We start from the raw sequence: 21,225 nt of genomic DNA on the forward strand, positions 1-21,225 counted from the left end.
TTTTTTAATAAAGTGAACTTACTCCATTGCTGTAGACGTACCATAATGCGGCCGTATTGCTGCGGGGAAGTACCCGATCTGAACAGCATATTCTAACATGGCGGAGATGAATCGGTCATCTGTTTTCGCACAAGAGATTCCGGCAGGTTCCACATAAGCAGTTGTTACAGGGCAAGCATAGACATAAGCTGAATCCTTGGCGCCGTCGCCTTCAAGCTGTGCAATAGCCAACTGAAGAGCTTCCGGCTCCTTGCTGATGCTGGCATCGAACAACCAACGGGTGTAATCCGCGAAAGGAAGTGTTTCGACATTGTAACCAGCCCGATTTACTGAACGGATCAGCTCATCATAGCGAATTGGCTCCGGATTACAGATGTGGAATACACGGCCGGCTGTATCCTGACGCAAGGCCAGGTGAACAATGGCTTCACTTGCATAATTGATCGGTGTAAAATCAACCATCCAGTCAGCCGCAGGAGCCTTGCCAAGCAATAACATGGCTTTGATCATGCGATAGAAGGCGTTGCTATCAATATTGGACTGGAAGCGTCCAGTATCGGAGTGGCAAGTCAGATTACCTGCGCGATAGATACTGACAGGTACACCTTCTTCTGCGGCAATCATGAGCACTTTCTCGGCTTCAAGCTTGCTGTCCGAATACAGGTTGTCCACATGCAAGTCAGCCGGGAACCGATCATATTGAAGGGAAGATTCCCATTGTCCGCTGAGTGCGAGATCTTCCGGAATACCCATCGTGGATACATGGTGGAAGGAGGCCCCAGGTTTGCTGCGAATCAGATCCAGCAATGCGACCGTTCCTTCCACGTTCGTTTTGGCGAATTGTTCGGCATCCCCGAAATGTCGTACGTCTGCAGCACAGTGGATGACACGGTCAATACGTTCCTGAACATAAGCTGTATGTTCCGCTGAAAGACCGAGATGAGGTTGTTCAAGATCGCCTTCAATAATCTCCACGCGAGCAGCCAGTTGATCAGTCAGTTGTTTGCCGAAATATCCTTCCAGCACTTTAGTTAAACGTTCCATTGCAGTTATTCCATTGGTCGGACGACGAATTAGAGCATAGATTCGAGTACTGGAATTCAGAATTAACTGTTGCAGCACATGAGAGCCCAGATAACCTGTTGCTCCCGTCAGTAACACATGCTCAGGTTCACGAATGACGGGATACCCCAACTGGGACGTTAGTTCCACAGGGTGTTCGGATAATTGAGTAATCATGCCATCCGTCACAGCCGAATGCGTTACTTCTGCGGCACTTTGAGACAGCAATTCCACGCGACGAGCGAGAGCACGGACTGTTTTCTCGGCAAAGAAATCGGCAATTTTCAGCTGCGGGTAATGCGGCTTCAGAATAACCAGTACATGAATGACCCGGAGTGAATCACCACCGATATTGAAGAAGCTGTCTTCGACACCGAAGTCATCGTGTTGAAGGATTTCTATCCATGCGTCCAGGATAATGGATTCTGTCTCCGTCTCCGGCATAACCCGATCAGGGCGATCTTCATGTCGTTCCACATGAGGCAGGGATACCATCGATTTGCGGTTGATTTTTCCAGTCGGTGCAATGGGCATTTCATCCAGCTGACAGATCCACTTCGGTACAAAATAGGAAGGGAGCTTCTCGGTCAGTGCTGCCTTAATGTCGGAAACAGAAAGGGTGCTACCATCTTTCGATGTAAAATACCCAACCAGCATATTCTGTCCATCCGATTCTTTCTTAGGAATCACCGCAACGTTCTGGATCTGATCAAGCCGTGCAAAGTGATCTTCAATCTCCCCGATCTCAATCCGGTGACCACGAATTTTTAGCTGCGAGTCACTGCGACCGACGTATTCCAATAGTCCCGTGTCCAGCAATTTGGCAATATCGCCAGACTTGTAGATTTTCTCACCGATCGCGAACGGATTCTCAATGAATGCTTGCTCTGTACGCTCTGGCTGATTCAGATAACCTTTGGCCAGTGCTGGGGTAGAAATATATACCTCACCAGGAACACCTACGGGACAGAGTTGATGCTCTTCATTTACAATATATACTTTGTAGTTATGAATCGGTTTGCCGATAGGGATGTTCACCACATCTTCGGGAACCTGTTTGCTAATGCGGTGAGTGGCAGTGGCTACGGTACATTCCGTAGGTCCGTACACATTAACAATATCAATCTGGTTTCCGAATTTTCGCTGGAAGGCACGAACCTGTTCACCATAAAGCGCTTCTCCGGCTACGGTAATAATTCTGACTTTGGCCAGCTTGTGGAAACCTTCATCAGATAAATAGGAAGCAAGCTGATTGAAGAAAATGGTAGGCAGTATCGTGATGATGGTTGTTCCTGTACGTTCAATTGCACTTGCGAATTCTTCAACAGATACGCGTTCTTCCGCAGACAACAGATATAATTCTGCTCCGTAGAACAAGGCGCCAATCGTATCCCACACGGATGCATCGAAGCTGTATGTAGCAAATTGGGTTAATACATCACCTGGTTGAATGTCACAATCACGCTGAACCACACTGCCAAGATTAGTTACACCCCGATGGGCAATCAGTGCACCCTTCGGCTTACCTGTTGACCCTGACGTGTAGATAATATAAGCAAGGTCATCTGGCTGAATATCCAGATTAGGATTGCTTGCTGCAAATCCGGCCAGGCGACCATCGACAGCGAGAATCTGACGGACCGTAGTTATACTGGAGAACAAGCTGGAAGCCTGGGCAAAAGACGCTTCCGTAGTCAGCACGAATGAGGACGCCGTATCTTCCACAATATAACTGTTACGTTCTTCTGGATGCTCAGGATCGATTGGAACATATGCACCACCTGCCTTCAGAATACCGAGCAGGGAAATGATCGTCTCCAGACCTCGATCCATAAAGATACTGACGAATTCACCTTTCTGCAACCCATTGGATAACAGAACACGTGCAACCTGATTCGCTCTTTCATTCAATTCTCTGTACGTATAACTTTTGGATGGTGATGTTATCGCCGGTGAATTCGGATAGGCTGCTGCCGTTGCTTCAAACCAGCCGTGAACCGTCTGATGCTCTGGTTCGAGAGCGGCAGTATCATTCATTTCACGGTAAAGCAGTCGATCTGAGGCGGATAGAATATCTACCGCGCCGATTGCTTTCTCACTGTCACGCACAAGGGCAAGTAGAAGAGTCTGATAATATTCTGCATATCTCAGCACGGTAGACTCTTTCAACAATGAACTGTCATAGAACAGATCGAGGATGAGCATGTTTTGATCATCTCGAACGTTCCAATTCAATATTTGAGGCGCTTGAGGCAACTGTACGCTATTCAGCATAAAGAACGTTTCAGGGTATCCACCGGTTTGCAGCATGTAGTCAATCTTGAGCTGTTCTGAAACCTGATCGCATAGTTGGCTGAAGGTCAACTGTCCCTGAATCTGTAATGAAAGATAAGAAGCTGCCTGATCGGGTGCGAGTATACCTATGGCGAGTTCCTGTTCAGCTGACAATCGGAATAACAAGGCTGCATAAGCTGAGAGGAGTACCGGGTACACCATCTGTTCTCCAAACTTCTGTTTAAGATCACGACTCAGAGAAGCCTGCAGTGTAATTTGAGCAGACTGATAAGAGAATGATTGTTGACGTCGCCCAAAATCCAGTGGAATTTGCATAACCGGCAAACTGGATTCCATGGACTGGGAAGATGATGGTTGGTTTTCAATCACTTCAGTTATTCCTCCTTGGTTCAAACCGAATGTTTATGGATTTGAATTATTGTTTGCTTACATTGAAATGAGAGATCAGTTCTTGCAATTCCTCAGACATGCTGTTAAGGCGTGTAGAGGAGTCTACCAGTGTAATCAACGATGCTTTTTGCTCATCAACCGATGAGGAGATTTGTTCGCTGCTGTTTGCTGTCTTGCTCACGCTTGAAGACAAGTCATCTGCTGTAGCAGTCATTTCCTCCGTACCCGCAGAGATCTCTTCTGTAGCGCTTGATACTTCCTGAATCTGATTAGATACTTTTTTAGCTGCTTCCAAAATATCTTCGAATAATTGTCCTGTTTGATCGGCTACACTGAGCCCTGTATCTACTTCTGACGTACCTTGTTCCATAGCACGTACAGCTTGTTTAATTCCAGCTTGGATCTCTTGAATCAATACGCCAACCTGGCTGGTCGCTTGTTCAGATTGTTCGGCAAGTTTGCGTACTTCACCTGCGACAACTGCAAATCCTCTTCCTTCTTCACCGACACGTGCTGCTTCAATGGATGCATTAAGGGCAAGCAAGTTCGTTTGGCTGGAGATTCCCGAGATGATATTGAGGATATCGCCGATTTCCTGTGAACGACTCTCCAGGACTTCAATGGCAGAAGCGGTATTCTTCACCGATTCCGTAATCAGATTCATCTGTTCGGATACTTGACGGACAACACTGTTACCTTGCTGTGAACGACGTTCCATTTCATAGGCTTCATCCGCTACACTTGCGGAACTGCTGGCAATTGTCTGGATTACGGTAGCCATCTCGGCCATGGCACGTGCACTATCCCGGGTTGCCTGTTCTTGTGAACGAATATTTGAAGTGATTTGAGTCACATTGCTATTGATAGAATCTGCATTCTCACTATTTCGTTCGGAAACCTCATAAAGCTCTTTGGCAGATTGATTCACTTCTTGTGATGTAATTTGCACTTTTACGATCGTATCGTTGATTTTACGAACCATCGTGTTGAACTTCTCATTCACGAGTCCCAGATCGTCCTTGCCTGTCGGAATGTTGACATTCAAATTACCCCGACTAACGTCATCAATTCCTTTGATCAAGTGACGGATAGGGGAAAGAGTGTTTTTAACCACAAGGTATTGAATAATCAGGAATAACAGCAAGAAGGCCACAAGGATGATAATTCCGTTTTTGAGCAAGGAGTTAAGTCCTGCGGGTACGGCTGATGCATCTGCATCAACGGCAAAATAGGAGAAAATCTTACCGTTGCTGTCTTTGATTGGATAAGCAATGGTTGTCCATGTTCCGAAATCATCGGAGTAGAATGTAGTGAAAGTTGGGCGATCCGTATTAAGCATTTCTTTCAGTGCATTGGCTACAACGACTGGCTGCTCATACATGTCACCGATATTTACGTTCTCACTTTGAAAAGCCTCTCTTAGGTTGGTCGGCATCGCTACAAGGGAAGTTAATCTCTTGTTATCGCCACCGAGCTCAACACCGAAGATGTAGGCTTGTGCAATGTTAGGATAATATTCTTGCATTTCGTCGAAATACGCTCGTAATTTTGTTTGTGTTGCTCCATCATAGCTGCCTTCCGCAATAGCAGCTTGTACTTCGGTGGGATTGATATCTTCAGCCCACTTTTTGGTAATTTGTTCCACCTGTCCATGCAGTTGATCAACAAGAACTGTTTTTTGAAAATAATAACTGCTTGCGATAAGTGCTACCCCGATAATAATGATATTGGTAAATGAGAGTAACAGATTTTTGGAGAAAAACGACATGCTTTTCCAACTTAATGATTTCACTTAATTCCACTCCTGATCTTCTTTAAATTAAGAAACTTTAGGGTTGCTTTGGTACAGTGAACTAGATCATTCCGTGATCCCCTCCAAAGGAAATTTATGCGACCATGGTCTTGGTTTATCAGTCGCTTTCGTAGAGACTTATGTACCGTATGAACCATAGGTGTCTAATTATTAAAACACATCTATAATTAATATGTCGTATAAAATGTCGTTAAATTGAATAGTATCGTTAAATTTTTTTTAATATTTTACGTATTTATGGACATATCAGACGGTTTATAGGTATTTAGAACTGTTTATTTTAAAATTTCCCATTTTTTAGCTTCATTCTGTATTCTATAACATGGTGGGTAAAAATACATCCTTCAACAAAACAAAAATAAGATGGCAAGGATGCAACAGAAGGCACGGATATACATCGGAAGCGGTTTTATCTATAATAACTACATATGCATTTCTCAAATTATGAGCAGCGGGGGTTTATAGATGAATCTTAAACAGATAGCAGCAGAGCGTGCGGCAGAATATGTTGAAGATGGAATGAAGGTTGGATTAGGTACAGGTTCAACCGCTTATTATGCCATCTGCCGAATCGGTGAGCGGGTACGTGATGGATTGAACATTCAGGCGGTTGCCACATCAGAGGCTTCGGACAAGCTTGCCCGTGAGTGGGGAATTCCCATCGTCCCATTCGACCAGATTGGACGTCTGGATCTGACCATTGATGGCGCTGATGAAGTTGATCCCGATTTTAACCTGATTAAAGGCGGAGGCGGGGCTCTTTTGCGTGAGAAGATCGTGGCGGCCAATAGTGACAAATTGATTATTGTAGCAGATGGCAGCAAATCCGTGCAAAAGTTGGGAAAATTTCCGCTTCCGGTCGAGGTTGTTCCATTTGCTTCTGAGTGGACCTTCCAGGCGCTCAAAAAATTGGGATGTCAACCACACTGGCGGATGGATGGAGAGCAACGTTATTTGACAGACAACGGAAACCTGATAGCGGATTGCCACTTGGAAGCGATTGATCACGCTGCGGATCTGAATGTCCAATTGAATATGTTACCAGGTGTTGTTGATAACGGACTATTTGTGGATATGGCCAGCACGGTCATTCTTGCCCATGCGGACGGCAGTATTGAAGAGCTTCATCGTTCCTAATATGGAAGAGGGGGGCGTTGCATCGTATGAACGAACTACCAATTGTGGATGATGAACTTGTTCTCCGGTGTGTGGAGAAAAAGGATCTGAAAGAACTCTATGAATTGATCAACAGTGATGATGTACCAGAATGGAAGCAATGGGATGCACCCTATTACCCACTTAAACACGAAAGTTATGAAAGCTTCGAACAAGGTATGCTCAAACGGTTGGACGTTGATCCAAGTGATTCCAAACCGGTATCGATCCGTATCATTGAATCTGACAGACAAATTGTGGGTACGATCAGTTATTATATAGAAGATGAGTTATCCATGTGGCTTGAAATGGGGATTGTAATATACAGATCTGCCGAGTGGGGACGCGGGGTTGGCACACGTTCACTTGTGATGTGGTCTAGTTATTTGTTTAAACATCTACCATTGGTTCGGGTGGGACTAACCACTTGGTCAGGCAATGAACGAATGATGCGTGCGGCTGAAAAAGCCGGATTACAGGTGGAGGGGCGAATGCGGAAGTGCCGTATCGTTCGCGGGGAGTACTATGATTCAATTCGTATGGGGATGCTCCGTGAGGAGTGGGAGCAGAAGCTGGCCTCTCATACGAGCCGAAATGTAAACAACTGATGGAGGATTATTGAAATGCTGAACACGGAGGACAACCGGGAACTGTCTTTACAATTATTCGTGGTTCTTGTTCGGGCCTATAATTCTGTGACCTCACGTTCCAATCGGGACATTCAGAGTCACGGACTGAATACGACAGAATTTGGTGTGCTTGATTTGTTATATCATAAGGGACCGCAGGCATTGCAAAAGATTGGTGAAAAGGTGCTAATGTCCAGTGGTAACATTACGTATGTTGTAGATAAGTTGCAAAATAAAAATCTGCTGTTTCGTCGTCCATCCAAGGAAGACCGACGTGTCATTTACGCGGAGTTAACCGATGAAGGAAGAGAATTGTTCACTCAAATATTTCCTCAACACCATCAGGTCATCATTGATGCTTTGGAAGGACTTGACCCTTCCGAAAAAGTGGATGCGATTCGGATGTTGAAGAAGCTGGGACTTGCGGCAGAAGGGAAAACTGACTTGCGTTCATAACGCAGGTCAGTTTTTTTGTGGAAGTCCAAAGTACAGGTTTATACTGGCTGACTGACTTGCAAGGCCCTCCATAATATAGGAAGATTGTTCAATACATTCATTGTGTGTAAAACATGTTCATCAAAAGTTCATGTATAATAGAACAGAACGATTAGAGCGGAATGGATGAATGGGATCAAGTAGAAGAACCTATCCGAATTGCAAGTTAGTTCACATGGATCTCATTCTGGATTAGTCTATGAATGATGATGTAGATGTGATGCGGGTAGAGGAGGGGTGCATCTATGAGTTATCAGGAAGCAGGAGAACGTTTACTCCAGGAATCGGGGGACTTAGCTGATAAGATAACGGAGAAACAGTATCTCAGACAGCCCGATTTACTTGAGCGATTTGGTGAGAACGGGAAAATACGAACCAAACAGGATTCTCAATATAGCTTGAATTACTTGGCAGAAAGTGTGCTCGTACAGAGTCCAGGTCTTTTTACTCATTATATTGCCTGGCTGAAGGTTCTACTTGAAGGTTACAAGGTATCACCAGAGGATCTGGAAATTAATCTCAATCTGATCAAAGAGACATTGGAAGAAGAATTTGACCATCCGTCCAAGGAGCTCCTGCTCAAGTATCTGGAGATGGGAATATATAGAACAAATCACATGGAATCACAGGCGGGTTACATCAACGAATCCATGCCATATGGAGATGCCGCACAATCGTACTTGAAGTGTTTGCTTGACAATAAGCGGAAAGAAGCCTTCGAGATCATTGAAGCTCAGTTAGAAGCTGGGGTGACGATTCGTGATATTTATCGATATATCTTTCAGCCTACCCAGTATGAAGTTGGGCGATTGTGGCAATGCCATCGGATCAGTGTGGGGCAAGAACATTTTTGTACAGCAGCGACCCAGTCCTTCATATCACGTCTCTATTCTCGTTGGTTGATTCATACGGGTCAGGATAAAAGGCTGGTTGCCACCTGTGTAGGGAGTGAACAACATGAGATCGGACTGCGCATGCTCACAGATGTGTTCGAGATGGAAGGCTGGGATACACACTATTTGGGAGCCAATGTTCCCAATGGAAGTGTAGTAGAGGCTATAGAGCGGCATCAGGGGGATGTTGTTGCGATTTCAGTTACGATGACGTATCACCTTCATCTGGCCAAAGAATTGATTCATCTGATTCGGCATCATCCGGCAACGGCACATGTGAAGATCATGGTTGGGGGTTATCCCTTTAATATTGATCAGGAGTTATGGAAAACGATAGGAGCCGACGGTTATGCTCCAGGAGCCGATGAGGCAGTTGCGGTCGCAGAACAATTACTGGCTCAGCCAGCTATATGTAATCACCTTGATATGGCTAGGGATTAGGAGAGGGATGATGTGATGTCTAATGAGAACGGAGAGATACAGAGGCTACGCAGAACGATTGAGCAGTTGTCGGATCAAATGATCCGGAGTAAAGAACAAGAGGAACGGACACTTGCGGAATTCTCGGATATGAATAACGAACTGGTGACACTCCAGCGTCTGCTTGCGAAGAACAATAGCAGTCTTGAAACTGCGCGTCAGCAAGCAGTAGATGCAGGGGAATCCAAAAGTGCATTCATTGCAGGCATCAGCCATGATTTTCGTACGCCATTAAATGGCATATTGGGGATGGCAGAGATGCTTAAGCTGTCTCCCTTGTCTAAAGAACAGGAGAATTCCGTTTCCGTTATACAGGATGCTGCCAAACTGTTGCTTAAGCTGATTCAGGATCTTCTGGATCTGTCCAAACTTGAGGCAGGTCAGATGCGACTTGAACTGGGAGAAGTGGATCTGCAAGAGACGATAGACTCTATTGTTCGTTTGCTCGAACCCCAAGTCAGAAAGAACGGAAATCAGTTGTCGGTAGACTGTGACCCCGGCATTTCAACTCTTCTTGAAGGGGATTCAACGAGGATCACGCAGATACTGATCAATCTAATTCAGAATGCGAACAAATTCACATCAGAAGGCTCGGTGCAGATCCGAGCGAGCCTTATTCAGGATGATGAGCACAAACAAATCATTCGGTTTGAAGTTGAAGATACGGGGATAGGAATTTCTGAAGAAGATCAAACCCGGTTATTTCAACCCTATGTGCAGACTGAACGTGGACGCTCGAGAGAGTATGAAGGGACAGGGCTTGGATTATCCATCTGCAGGTCACTCGTTATACTAATGGAAGGTGAGATTGGAGTAGAGAGTCAGGAGGGTGAAGGATCAACATTCTGGTTCGAACTTACACTTGGCAAAAAACAAGTTAACCAGGCCATTAACCCGTCTGCTGCTTTCGCTCAAGAGCATCCGGGACAGGCTTTGCATGATGAAGCCCCTTCGGTATCCGTATTGCTGGCCGATGATAATGTCATCAACCGGCAGCTTGTTATGTTGCAGCTCAAAAAATTGGGAATAACCCAAGTGGACGCTGTCGTGAATGGAGAAGAGGCAGTTGCTGCTTTCCTCAGCAAAGAATACAGTTTGATTCTTATGGATTATATGATGCCAGTGATGGACGGTTTGGAGGCAACACGCAAAATCCGCTCCATCGAAATGGATGAAATGCGCTATAGCACACCTATTATTGCTATGACAGGTAATGTCATGCAGGTTGAGAAAGACAAGTGTATGGAAGCCGGAATGAATGACTTTATTGGCAAACCCTTCACGCTGGAAATTCTGGATAAGATGATTCAGAAGTGGCAGCAATCCTCTGAAACGACAGAGATACTGAATATGAGCGTCGTGCATGAGCTTGCGGAACTAACCACCGATGGCGATCGCACACTCCTCGGAATGTTGTTGGAGATGTATCGTACCGAAACACCTGGCAAGATTGAGGTGTTGCGCAGACATATTGTGTCGGGCGACCATGTCGCTGCAACAGAGGTAGCCCATGATCTGAAATCAGGAAGTCTGAGCCTGGGGATTCGTTATTTATCATCTTTGTTTGCCAGGATAGAGCAGTTTGCGAAGGAAGGTCAATCAAGGAAAGCAGAACCTTTGCTGGATGCTTTGTTACCCGCTTATCAAGCAGCATGTGCCTCACTGCAGCGAGTAAGCACAGATTGATCATATCTTAAAAAGGAAAGAAGGTAGGCCCCCTTCATGTTATTTTACGTACTTGCAGCACTGGTGCTGATCGTTCTTGCTCTTCTGTGGACAGGTGGGCTTTATTTTTTCAAAACCGCTATTCGCCGGACGCCCAAAACATTTTTGGTCGATAATCCGAATCTGATGCCTGAACCGGACAATGAAATCATCAGCAGTGCTTCTGACCTGAAGTGGCTGGATGCTCAGCCGGTAGAAGAAGTATCCATTCTATCGCATGATGGATTAAAACTGCACGGTACATGGCTTGCTTCCAATAACGGGTCAGATCAGACAGTAATTCTGGCACATGGCTATTCAGGCAAAGGTAGAGAAATGGCAGGTTTTGCCCGATTCTATGCGGAAAAGCATGGGTATAACGTGTTAATGCCGGATGATCGGGGTCATGGACTGAGCGAAGGTGATATCATTGGTTTTGGCTGGTTGGATCGGAAAGATTATGTCCAGTGGACCAACTGGGTGCTTGAAAAAGTGGGTACAGCAGGGGAAATCATATTGCACGGCATATCCATGGGAGGAGCAACCGTACTGATGACAGGTGGTGAAGCCCTGCCGAATCAGGTTAAAGCGATTGTGTCTGATTGTGCGTATACATCCGTGGAAGAAGAACTGACATTCCAGCTAAAGCAATTATACAAGCTTCCTGCATTTCCGTTTATACCCGTCACGAGTCTGATCTCCCGGTGGAAAGCAGGGTATTCCTTTAGAGAGGCTTCGGCTCTCAATCAACTTGCCAGAGTCAACGTTCCTGTGCTGTTCATCCACGGTGAGTCTGATACGTTTGTACCAACCGAAATGGTGTACAGGTTGTATGAAGCTTGCCCAACCGAAAAGGAATTTCTGACTGTCCCCCGTGCTGGTCATGGTACAGCGTTTCAAGTGGATCGCACCGGATATGAGGCGGCACTTGAATCCTTTATGAAGAAGAATCTGCATCATCCAGCATCCGTTGTCCATTGATTTCCGCCTTCAATTATGGGTATTGATTATTAGAAAGATGCGGAAGGAGGCTGATGATGGCGCGCACACAAAGGAAGTGCTCTTACTGTCATGAAGGAATGGCAGAAGATGAGTTTAAGTGCAAATCGTGTGGTAATCTGGTTGCCACAAAAACGGCATTGCCTGAACAACCTTATATGACCGAATATGAAGAATCGGTATTGGACCGTTATTCCATCGCGTTGCTTGTACTGATTACACTTTTTCTCGCTCCGGTGGCTATTTCCATTGGTGGAGTCATGTTATTTAACGACAGTTCATACAAGAGGGATACGGGTAAATTGCTCGTAACGGCTGGCTTGGTCATCATGATCATTTTTTCAATCATACTATTCGCCGGTACAGGGACTTTGACGTTTAACTTCTAAAACTATGGAGGTGTCTTGATGGGAAATGAACAATTTGAGGCTGCACGAAAAGCAGAGGCAGGTTATCATTCCAACTTCTATCAGAATAATGAATTATTCGCCTCTGGCACTTGGATGTCCAGGCCGATGCCTATGGTTATGGATATGCTGGAACGTTTACTTGCTCACAAGGAGGAACTGCGTGTCCTCGATCTGGGATGCGGAGTAGGAAGGCACACGATACCGATTGCACAGGCTCTTGCACAAACGAACAGTGAAGTCATCGGTGTGGATTTGCTGGACGAGGCGATAGATGGACTTCGCAAGTATGCAAAAGAATATCAGGTTGATCATCTCGTGAAGGCTGTAAAAGCAGATGTTGAACATTATGCAATTGAGCAGGATTATTTTGACTATATAGCTGCTTGTTCATGTCTGGAACATGTATCAAATAAGCAAGCTTTCATGGAAGCGTTAGAGCGATTGCAAGCAGGAACTCGAACAGGTGGCATTCATTGTATTACGATGAGTACCAATGTGGAAGAAAAAGAAATGAATTCAGGCCGTGAGATCGAGCCGTTAATTGAGCTGAACCTGCCAACAGCCGAAGCGATTGCTATACTGGAGAAGGCTTACAAAGGCTGGAATATTCTGCTTCAGGAACATGTCACACAGACGATTGAAGAGGAAAAGTATGATGAGCCGACACAATTTCGTTGTGAACTGCTTCGTTTTGCTGTGCAAAAGCAATAAGTTCTCTGCCGGGACCTGGTAAAGCCCCGGCACTTTTATTGTTCAAGTGGGAGGAGATAGTCAAGGATGATGAATACATACGTAATTGGGATGGATGGAGGGGGGAGCCACACCCGCGTGGCTGTCGCCGATCAGCATGGAAGGCTGTTATCCTATGTGCAAAAGGGAGGTTGCAATCGTTATCATGACATCCATGCGGAGCAGAATGTGTTGGAAGGTATCGCTGAGGCCATAACACAGGCTGGACTCAAGCCAGATCAGATCGGCTCTATACAGGCAGGGATGGCTGGTCTGAATAAGCCTGAAGATACGCTTTGGGCCGAAGCATTAATTGCCCGAACCGGGATTACAGGCAAAATCAGTGCAGTGAATGATACACATATTGCACATACAGCCGCCTTCGATGGCGAGCCAGGCATTGTTGCCATTGGAGGTACAGGCTCCCTGATCCTTGGCAGAACGGAACAGGGCGCTTGGCTCCGTAACGATCAGTTCGGTCATTATGCGCCGACAGCAGCAAGGTTTTTGGCTTATGACACGGTGCATTCCATTCTCGCGGGACGTTATGAGTTGCAGGATCAAGAATGGATTGAGCAGGTTTTAACGTACTGGCATGTAAACTCTATTCGGGAGCTTGCTGCACTGGGAGTTTCCGGTTTTGCTGATAATCAGCAGGCTATCAATCGGAGGTTTGGTCAAATGGCACCTCTGGTGACCGAAGCTGCAGCCCGGAATATTCCCCTTGCGGTTAGAGTATGTGACTCTGCTGCTGATACAGCTGTTGTCGGAATCCTTCTGCTGGCATGCTGTTTTGATCAGCCAACCGTATCCTTGGCGATGACTGGAAGCTGTCTGAGTTCACCATATATGGTGGGGGCTGTTCAGAAAGGGCTGGATGCTGCTTATCGGTCCGAAGGGAAAAAAATTCAGTACATAACCAGTAACTTGCAAGCAGTTGGGGGCGCATTGCTGGGTGCCTATCATCTGGCGCAGATTAACGCAACGGATAACCTCCCGACAATCCTTCAATCGGAGCTAAATGGTTATACGACTTGAACTTTGAGGGGTTAACGACTACAATACGATAGCGGAAACAAGCAAGGTATAGGAGGAATAAAGGTGTTAATTAATTTGAAATCACGCATAGAAGAGCCGGTAGTGCAGGAACTGTTATCTTACTCGGTCTTTCCTGATCCGGATCATCTGAAACGTGCGTTGAAACAATATGTAGAGAATGAAGAATGGTGTCTGGCCGGATACGAAGCAGAGGAGCAGTTGATTGGTCTGGTTGGTTATGAGCATACTGGCTCCAGCGAGATTACCATCCACCATATTGCGGTTCTGCCGGAGAACCGATTCAAAAATTATGGTCGGGGCATGATTTCACAACTGCTGGAGAAATACAATCCTGATACTTTGATTGCAGAGACGGATCTGGAGGCCGTGGAGTTTTACCGGAATACGGGATTCGTCGTATATAGTCTGGGCGAACTGTATCCGGGTGTAGAACGGTTCCGTTGTGTTCTTGAAAAAGAGGAAGATACAGACGAAGAGTAATATTTGATGCATTCTACTACTTTATAAAATATATAGAGCATACGCATTACAGGATGTTGGATTTGGCAATTAGCTGAGTCGGACGTCCTGTTTTTTTGTTGTTTTCATTAAAAAAGCAGGAAAAAAGTATTGATTTTCAATATAGTTTCATTATAGAATAGTTTCACAGAAGAATAGTTCGTTAAGTGAACTATATTGTGAAAGGAGAATGATGAATGAACACACCGGATGCTGGAAGTTTGGTTAACCGCTATTTGGATGCTTCTTTCCTGGTAACCAAACGGTTTGATACCCAGATACGCGAACGTGTAGGGCAGATTTTGACGATGGATCAGTTCTGTTCACTTCGACTCATTAATGAGAAGCAGTCTTGTACGCCCTCTGATCTTGCAGAACTTCTGTGCATCGGCAAGAGCAGCATTACTGCTTTGGTTAACAAGCTGGTGGATCGTGATCTGGTCCATCGGGCCGGAGACGAACGTGATCGCAGGGTCGTGTATTTGACTCTGACAGAGACCGGAAGCCAGGTATACAGAGAGACAGAACAGGAAATACAGCAGATTCTGGAGCCGTATCTGGTTCATTTTACGCCGGAAGAGGTTCGTAATTTCATTGAATCTTTCGAGAAGCTTGCAGCTTTGTTATCGCATGAAGGAGGACAGGAGAACGAATGAGAACGATATTGAAAGCACGATGGTGGTTGATGGGGTTATGGGTAGTTGTAGCTGCCATATTGATGTTTACTGCCCCTAACATGAGTGAACTGATTCGGGAAAAAGGACAGTTTTCAGTTCCAGAAGGTTACTCTTCCACCCAGGCAACAGCGATTTTGAATGAAGCTGCAGCACAAGAGGGAGAACAGCAGGGCAGCCAGATTGCCCTTGTATTCCATAATCCCGATGGTCTCGGTACCACGGGAAAACAAGAGGCAGAGAAGGCCATTAAGCAATTGGAGGCCGACAAGGAGAAGCTGGGCATTCTGTCCATTCTGGAACCCTTCTCTCAGCCCGAATTGTCCGAGAAGATGATCTCGGCTGACGGCAAAACCATTCTAACATCGCTTTCCATTGACCAGGGAGATCGCACGGTCAAAGAAATGCGGGAAGATCTGAATGAAACATTGAAGTCCGTCAATGTGGAACACTACATAACCGGTAAAGGTCTGATTGACGAGGATACCATTGAAAGTTCCCAAGAGGGGCTTAAGAAATCGGAATATATTACAGTTGTCTTTATTTTACTCATTCTGTTCCTAGTCTTCCGTTCGTTTGTAGCTCCGTTTGTACCGCTGCTGACGGTGGGGATCAGTTACATTGTATCGCAACAGATCGTTGCATTCCTCGTGGATGGAGTCGACTTCCCAATATCGACGTTTACACAGATCTTTATGGTCGCCGTCATGTTTGGGATCGGTACAGATTACTGCATCCTGCTGATCAGTCGGTTCAAGGAAGAGCTGGCTCACCATGAGAATACATGGGATGCCATTATTGCAACCTATCGTACTGCGGGTAAAACGGTACTCTTCTCCGCACTAGCCGTGCTGGTTGGATTCATTGCGATCGGCTTTGCCCAGTTTATGCTGTATCGTTCTGCAGTTGCCGTAGCTGTGGGTATCGCTGTGATGATGCTTGCTTTGGTGACGATCGTTCCATTCTTCATGGCGGTACTGGGCAAAAAGTTGTTTTGGCCGTCCAAGGGTTCACTTGAACATGCCGAGAGCAAGATCTATGGTGCAGCTGGTCGCTTCTCACTGAAACGTCCATGGGCTGCGTTACTCATCGTTGCGGCTGTTTGTGTACCTCTTCTGGCAACCTACGATGGTAAACTGTCGTTCAACAGTCTTGATGAGATTGGGGAGAAATATGATTCCGTAAAAGCATTCAACATTATCTCCGACAGCTTCGGTCCGGGTGAATCGCTGCCAGGTCAGATCGTCATTCAGAACGATGAAGCGATGGATAATGCGAAGTATATGGCGGTTGCCGAGAAAATTAGCCGGGAAGTAGAGAAAGTAGCCGGGGTCTCTGGTGTCCGCAGTATGACACGGCCTACGGGTGATGAGATCAAAGATTTCGAAGTTACACAGCAAGTAGGAACATTATCGGATGGACTGGGTGAAGGCAAGACGGGTCTGGACAAAATCCGGGATGGTCTGAGTGAAGCCAGCAGTCAACTAAGTAAAAATGAACCACAATTAAAAGAAGCTGCCGATGGAGCAGGGGAACTTACCAAAGGAACTTCCCAGTTGCAATCGGGTATCACACAACTTAGTGAAGGGCTTCAGCAGATTGAAAAAGGGATTCGAGATGGTTCCGCTGGTGCGGGTGATCTGAAAGCCGGACTTCAGCAAGCCAAAACGAGCGCAGATCAACTTGCGCAAGCGAACAATCAGTTACTTGAAGCCTACCGTCAGGCGGGAGCTGGTGTTGCTGCACTGGGGGAAGGAACTCGTGAACTGCAGCAACAGCTGAGCGGGGTTTCAACGGCTTTGACCAGTCTGTCCGAATCCTTCACAGCACTTGAAGAGCGATATCCTGAATTACAGCAAGATACTGACTACCAGCGTATCAAAGGTACAATTGGTGAAACAGGTTCTGGCACAGCGCAGCTCGCTCAAGGTTTGGGTCAGATTCAGACCAAGCTGGGCGAAGCCGCTGCTGGAATTAATCAGGCCAATGAAGGATTTGCCTCCGCAGCTGCCGGACAGAAGGCACTTGCCGATGGTCTGGGACAGATTGTAACGGGAATCAGTCAGCTTGAGACAGGTCTGAAACAGGCTGCTGATGGTCAAGGTAAAGTGATTAAGGAGATACCATCCATACAGAACGGGCTTGGCCAGCTTCAGGGTGGTCAGGAGAAAATTCAGCAAGGCTTTTCGGATCTGAGTGGTCAGCTGACACAACTGACCGATGGATTGAATCAAAGTGTAGATGGTATTAAACAGGTATCCGGGGGACTGGATTCCGCACAGGACTATCTGACACAATTGCAAAATGCACCAGATTCCGATCTGGCAGGCTGGTACGTTCCGGAAGAAGCACTGAGCAATAAAGACTTCAAACAGGTATTTGATACGTATCTGTCCAAAGATCGAAAAACGATGACGATTGACGTTATTTTCGCCGAGAATCCATACGGCACAGAAGCCATTGATCGTGTTCCTGACATTGAAGCGGCTGTACATCGTGCAGTACAAGGCAGTACGCTTGAAAAAGCAGACATCGCCATAGGCGGAGTTACCAGTACGTTTGCAGATCTGCAAGAGATCTCGAATAACGACTATACACGTACGGTAATGCTAATGCTGGCGGGCACATTCATTATTCTGGTCGTGCTGCTTCGCTCGGTCATTATGCCATTGTATCTAATCGTTTCCTTATTACTGGCTTATTTCACATCGATGGCATTAACCGAAGTGGTTTTTGTTAATATCCTCGGATTCGCAGGCATTAGCTGGGTTACTCCGTTCTTCGGATTTGTTATGCTGATTGCACTCGGTGTGGATTATAGCATCTTCCTGATGGACCGTTTCAATGAGAACAAAGGCATGAAAGTACAGGATGCCATGTTGTACGCGATGAAGAACATGGGGACCGTTATATTATCTGCAGCGGTCATTCTGAGCGGAACATTTGCTGCCATGTATCCATCCGGTGTTCTCTCGATGATGCAGATTGCTACAGTAGTTCTTAGCGGGTTGGTCTTATACTCCCTGCTGTTCCTGCCATTCTTCGTGCCAGTGATGGTGAAGATGTTTGGCCGGGCGAACTGGTGGCCGTTCCCTAATAAGGAACAGGCGGATTCCGTTGATTCAGATCGGACCATAGGCATGTAATATAATGCATTGCAATGAATGGATTAGGCTCTGCCGCGTTATGCGGCAGGGCTTTTTCTTTTTTTTACCTCCACATTGGAACTGCGGTCTTATGCAAAAGAAAGGTGCATGCCTAAGGACACCATCCCGCGCCTTGTCTTACCGCTCATCATAAGATATAGAGCAATTCATTATTGGTCAGGAAATCACAGCAGAGAGGGGCGACGGGATGGTATATCGATATGTGGCTTTAGGAGATTCATTAACGGTCGGTACAGGAGCGTTGCTGGGCACCGGCTTTGTTCCTTTATATCGGAGAATGGCAGAAATGAATGTTCGTACATTTGTATCCATGGAAAATATGGGTGTAAATGGACTGACGTCGGGGGGGATGTTGCAGATGATCTCTTCTCATCCCCGAGTGCGGCAATCGCTGCGTGAAGCCGATATCATTACCATATCCATTGGCGGCAATGATCTGATTCGTACGTTCAAAGCAACTGGCGGCATACCCAATGCAAGTAAAATGACGCAGGTGCTCGGAGAAACCCGCAGTAATGTATCCCAGATCATGAGGCACATCCGGCAGTTAAAGGGCAACGATGAGTATATGGTTCGATCCATCGGATTGTACAACCCGTATCCACAAGCGACAGAAGCTGCGTATTGGGTGCGCCAATATAATTCCTTTCTAAACGGAGCTGGATCAGGTAACTATGCGTGTGCTCAGGTCTATGACAGGTTTGAGGGTCGTGAGCGTGAACTGTTGTTCTGGGACAGGGTGCATCCCAATGCAAGGGGATATCGTGTCATTGCAGAACAGCTTAATCGGACCGGATATTATCCGTTCTCTTGAACACTTCGGAACAGAGCTAGACCGAGCCATGGACATCCTTTAAGATAAATAGAAGACCGTTCCAATTTGTGAGTTAAAGGAGTTAATTTCAGGTGCATAACATCGATTCCGCTTCTCTCCATCATTCAGAGCAGCAACGAATATCCGAAGTATTGGATTCATATGGTTTCACATCGGACTGGAAAGGCGAGCGTGGAAAGGGTGGAATGAATAATTCTACCTACATGCTCCATATAGATGGGACTAGTTACGTAATGAGACAATATGAGACACATAATGATCCGATGAAAATTTCCTTTGAACACCAGGTGTTGGAAGCCCTTCAATGTTCGAATTTTAAGCTTGAAACACCTTCACCGGTAAGGCGATTATCTGGCGAGGCAGGTACATTCCTTCCTGTAAAAGATACTCTCACAGGTCATACCAAAATTGCGACTCTGTTTCATTATCGGGAGGGCGTCAATCCGATCTGGGATAAGCCAGCTCAATTATATGGCCTCGGTAAAGCGGCGGGAGCACTGTCTTCTGCTATGGCTACGCTGGATATAACACTTGAACCTGTGTATCCACCGTACTATCAAATTCAGGATGCGTATCCGCTCTGTTCTCCAGAACGATTATTACAACTATGCGCCTCGCCGCCAGAGTCATTAATCGCATGTGCGCATGAGCTTAAGCAACTGGGGAATGTGCTGCCAGATCTGTTTGAAGCCCTGCGGGGAATGGAACGGCTGCCGCATCAATTGGTCCATGGAGACGTGAATGCTTCGAATGTATTGGCAGATCAGCAGAATGGTGAAATCTGTGCCATTTTGGATTTTGAATTCGCGACATGGGATTTGCGGGTCATGGAGTTAGCTGTTCCAATGTCTGACCTCCTGACCATGGACAAGAGTGAAGATTGGATGTGGCAGGCACAAGAGGGACTGATCAGGGGATTTCGGGAACAGGTCAGCCTGGAGCCGGAAGAGTTGTTATCCATACCTCGATTGATTCTGCTGCGCAGTCTGGATGTGGTCATGCATTTTATCAGTCGCATGTTCGAGGGTATCGATGAGCCGGAAGTGGCTGTAGATCAGATTGTGAAGCTCAAAGAGCGTATGGACTGGATGTCGCTTCATGAAGCTCGACTGCGTGAGATATTGGTATATTAATATCGTTATCATGAATAAAGTGCACTGTCTCTGCTCCATATGAGGGCAGAGATCAGTGCACTTTTGTTGATTAGCAGAGTGATATAAGAAAATTACAGCGTATAGCGGATGACATTACAATCCACGTTTGCGGAACCAACTGCGGACAGCCCAGCGGCGCTCCTGACGTTTCTTGTACTTGGGTAATGAACGATAAACGTTCAATGATTGCTCATAGGCCTGCCTCGCATCTGCGTTACGTCCGAGGGAACGATGAACCGAACCGAGCAGATAATACGCTTCACTGGAAGAGGAATGAATCTCCTGAAATTGATGCACATAATCCAACGCCTTGTCTTCATGCGTATCTTTGAAGGCACCAGCAAGGGTTAGGTACGGGCGTCCGTACTTGACTCTGGGGTTGATCTCGAGTGCTTTCAAAATGTGACGTTCTCCCTGTTCGATGTTACCCAGATGAAGCTCCGTCGTCCCCAGTGCCTCCCAGTACTCAGCGGATTGTTCATACGGGCGCTCCAGTTCAAGCAATAAGGCATGTGCCTCACTGTAACGCTTGCGCTCAATTAACAGGCGAGCCAGTTCCAGCTTGGAAGAAACTTCATTGGGACTCATGGCAAGCTGTTGCCGAAGCCGGGAGATGTTACGCATACGCTTGAGAGGTTTGGTGAAGCTTGGGAACACCCCAACGTAACGACGATCCAAGAAATACAGGATAACGAGTAAAATGAGGATGGCAATGAACGGATTACCCACAATCCGCCATAGAAGGCCAAAGATAAGAAATTTAATAAGCACAGATTCAACTCCA

17 protein-coding genes are annotated in these 21,225 nt (G+C 46.2%); 14 read left to right on the plus strand and 3 right to left on the minus strand.

Annotated elements, in window-relative coordinates; translation table 11 throughout:
• Window positions 1-18: 18 nt before the first annotated feature.
• Window positions 19-3,726, minus strand: coding sequence for a non-ribosomal peptide synthetase family protein (locus ACTHPG_RS05805; RefSeq protein WP_440388190.1), 3,708 nt, complete (start codon window positions 3,724-3,726; stop codon window positions 19-21).
• Between the two features lie 46 nt (window positions 3,727-3,772).
• Window positions 3,773-5,515 (minus strand): methyl-accepting chemotaxis protein, encoded by a 1,743-nt coding sequence (locus ACTHPG_RS05810; protein WP_440390143.1) that lies wholly within the window; start codon window positions 5,513-5,515, stop codon window positions 3,773-3,775.
• A gap of 510 nt (window positions 5,516-6,025) precedes the next feature.
• Here ACTHPG_RS05810 and rpiA point away from each other — a divergent pair.
• From rpiA to ACTHPG_RS05880, 14 genes are all read left to right on the plus strand, one after another.
• Window positions 6,026-6,697, plus strand: a complete 672-nt coding sequence (gene rpiA, locus ACTHPG_RS05815) for a ribose-5-phosphate isomerase RpiA (protein ID WP_440388192.1) — start codon at window positions 6,026-6,028, stop codon at window positions 6,695-6,697.
• A gap of 26 nt (window positions 6,698-6,723) precedes the next feature.
• The gene (locus ACTHPG_RS05820) at window positions 6,724-7,323 is read left to right on the plus strand and encodes a GNAT family N-acetyltransferase (protein WP_440388193.1); all 600 of its coding nucleotides are present in this window, start codon (window positions 6,724-6,726) and stop codon (window positions 7,321-7,323) included.
• 15 nt (window positions 7,324-7,338) lie between these two features.
• Window positions 7,339-7,800, plus strand: a complete 462-nt coding sequence (locus ACTHPG_RS05825) for a MarR family winged helix-turn-helix transcriptional regulator (RefSeq protein ID WP_339241344.1) — start codon at window positions 7,339-7,341, stop codon at window positions 7,798-7,800.
• A 284-nt stretch (window positions 7,801-8,084) separates the two neighbouring features.
• Window positions 8,085-9,173 (plus strand): cobalamin B12-binding domain-containing protein, encoded by a 1,089-nt coding sequence (locus ACTHPG_RS05830; protein WP_440388194.1) that lies wholly within the window; start codon window positions 8,085-8,087, stop codon window positions 9,171-9,173.
• Between the two features lie 15 nt (window positions 9,174-9,188).
• A complete protein-coding gene (locus ACTHPG_RS05835; protein WP_440388195.1) occupies window positions 9,189-10,898 on the plus strand; it encodes an ATP-binding protein in 1,710 nt (569 codons plus the stop codon).
• A gap of 36 nt (window positions 10,899-10,934) precedes the next feature.
• Window positions 10,935-11,897, plus strand: coding sequence for an alpha/beta hydrolase (locus tag ACTHPG_RS05840; RefSeq protein ID WP_440388196.1), 963 nt, complete (start codon window positions 10,935-10,937; stop codon window positions 11,895-11,897).
• Window positions 11,898-11,953: 56 nt separating this feature from the next.
• Complete coding sequence (locus ACTHPG_RS05845) at window positions 11,954-12,304, plus strand: hypothetical protein (protein ID WP_440388197.1); 351 nt, start codon at window positions 11,954-11,956, stop codon at window positions 12,302-12,304.
• 18 nt (window positions 12,305-12,322) lie between these two features.
• Complete coding sequence (locus ACTHPG_RS05850; protein ID WP_440388198.1) at window positions 12,323-13,036, plus strand: class I SAM-dependent methyltransferase; 714 nt, start codon at window positions 12,323-12,325, stop codon at window positions 13,034-13,036.
• 66 nt (window positions 13,037-13,102) lie between these two features.
• Complete coding sequence (locus tag ACTHPG_RS05855; RefSeq protein ID WP_440388200.1) at window positions 13,103-14,092, plus strand: N-acetylglucosamine kinase; 990 nt, start codon at window positions 13,103-13,105, stop codon at window positions 14,090-14,092.
• Between the two features lie 63 nt (window positions 14,093-14,155).
• The gene (locus ACTHPG_RS05860; protein ID WP_440388201.1) at window positions 14,156-14,593 is read left to right on the plus strand and encodes a GNAT family N-acetyltransferase; all 438 of its coding nucleotides are present in this window, start codon (window positions 14,156-14,158) and stop codon (window positions 14,591-14,593) included.
• A gap of 215 nt (window positions 14,594-14,808) precedes the next feature.
• A complete protein-coding gene (locus ACTHPG_RS05865; RefSeq protein ID WP_433752683.1) occupies window positions 14,809-15,267 on the plus strand; it encodes a MarR family winged helix-turn-helix transcriptional regulator in 459 nt (152 codons plus the stop codon).
• The gene (locus ACTHPG_RS05870) at window positions 15,264-18,431 is read left to right on the plus strand and encodes an MMPL family transporter (RefSeq protein WP_440388202.1); all 3,168 of its coding nucleotides are present in this window, start codon (window positions 15,264-15,266) and stop codon (window positions 18,429-18,431) included. The genes ACTHPG_RS05865 and ACTHPG_RS05870 overlap by 4 nt, the downstream gene beginning before the upstream one ends.
• A 208-nt stretch (window positions 18,432-18,639) precedes the next feature.
• Window positions 18,640-19,266: a GDSL-type esterase/lipase family protein gene (locus tag ACTHPG_RS05875; RefSeq protein WP_440388203.1), complete on the plus strand. Its 627-nt coding sequence runs from the start codon at window positions 18,640-18,642 to the stop codon at window positions 19,264-19,266.
• A 92-nt stretch (window positions 19,267-19,358) separates the two neighbouring features.
• On the plus strand, window positions 19,359-20,420 hold the full coding sequence (locus tag ACTHPG_RS05880) for a phosphotransferase (RefSeq protein ID WP_440388204.1): 1,062 nt from the start codon (window positions 19,359-19,361) through the stop codon (window positions 20,418-20,420).
• A gap of 114 nt (window positions 20,421-20,534) precedes the next feature.
• Here the strand turns inward: ACTHPG_RS05880 and ACTHPG_RS05885 are convergent, their stop codons facing one another.
• Window positions 20,535-21,212 carry a tetratricopeptide repeat protein gene (locus tag ACTHPG_RS05885; protein ID WP_440388205.1) on the minus strand — a complete coding sequence of 226 codons (678 nt, stop codon included), beginning with the start codon at window positions 21,210-21,212 and terminating at the stop codon, window positions 20,535-20,537.
• Window positions 21,213-21,225: the final 13 nt, after the last annotated feature.

It is taken from the genome of Paenibacillus sp. SAF-068 (assembly GCF_051967555.1).
Taxonomy (GTDB): Bacteria; Bacillota; Bacilli; order Paenibacillales; family Paenibacillaceae; genus Paenibacillus.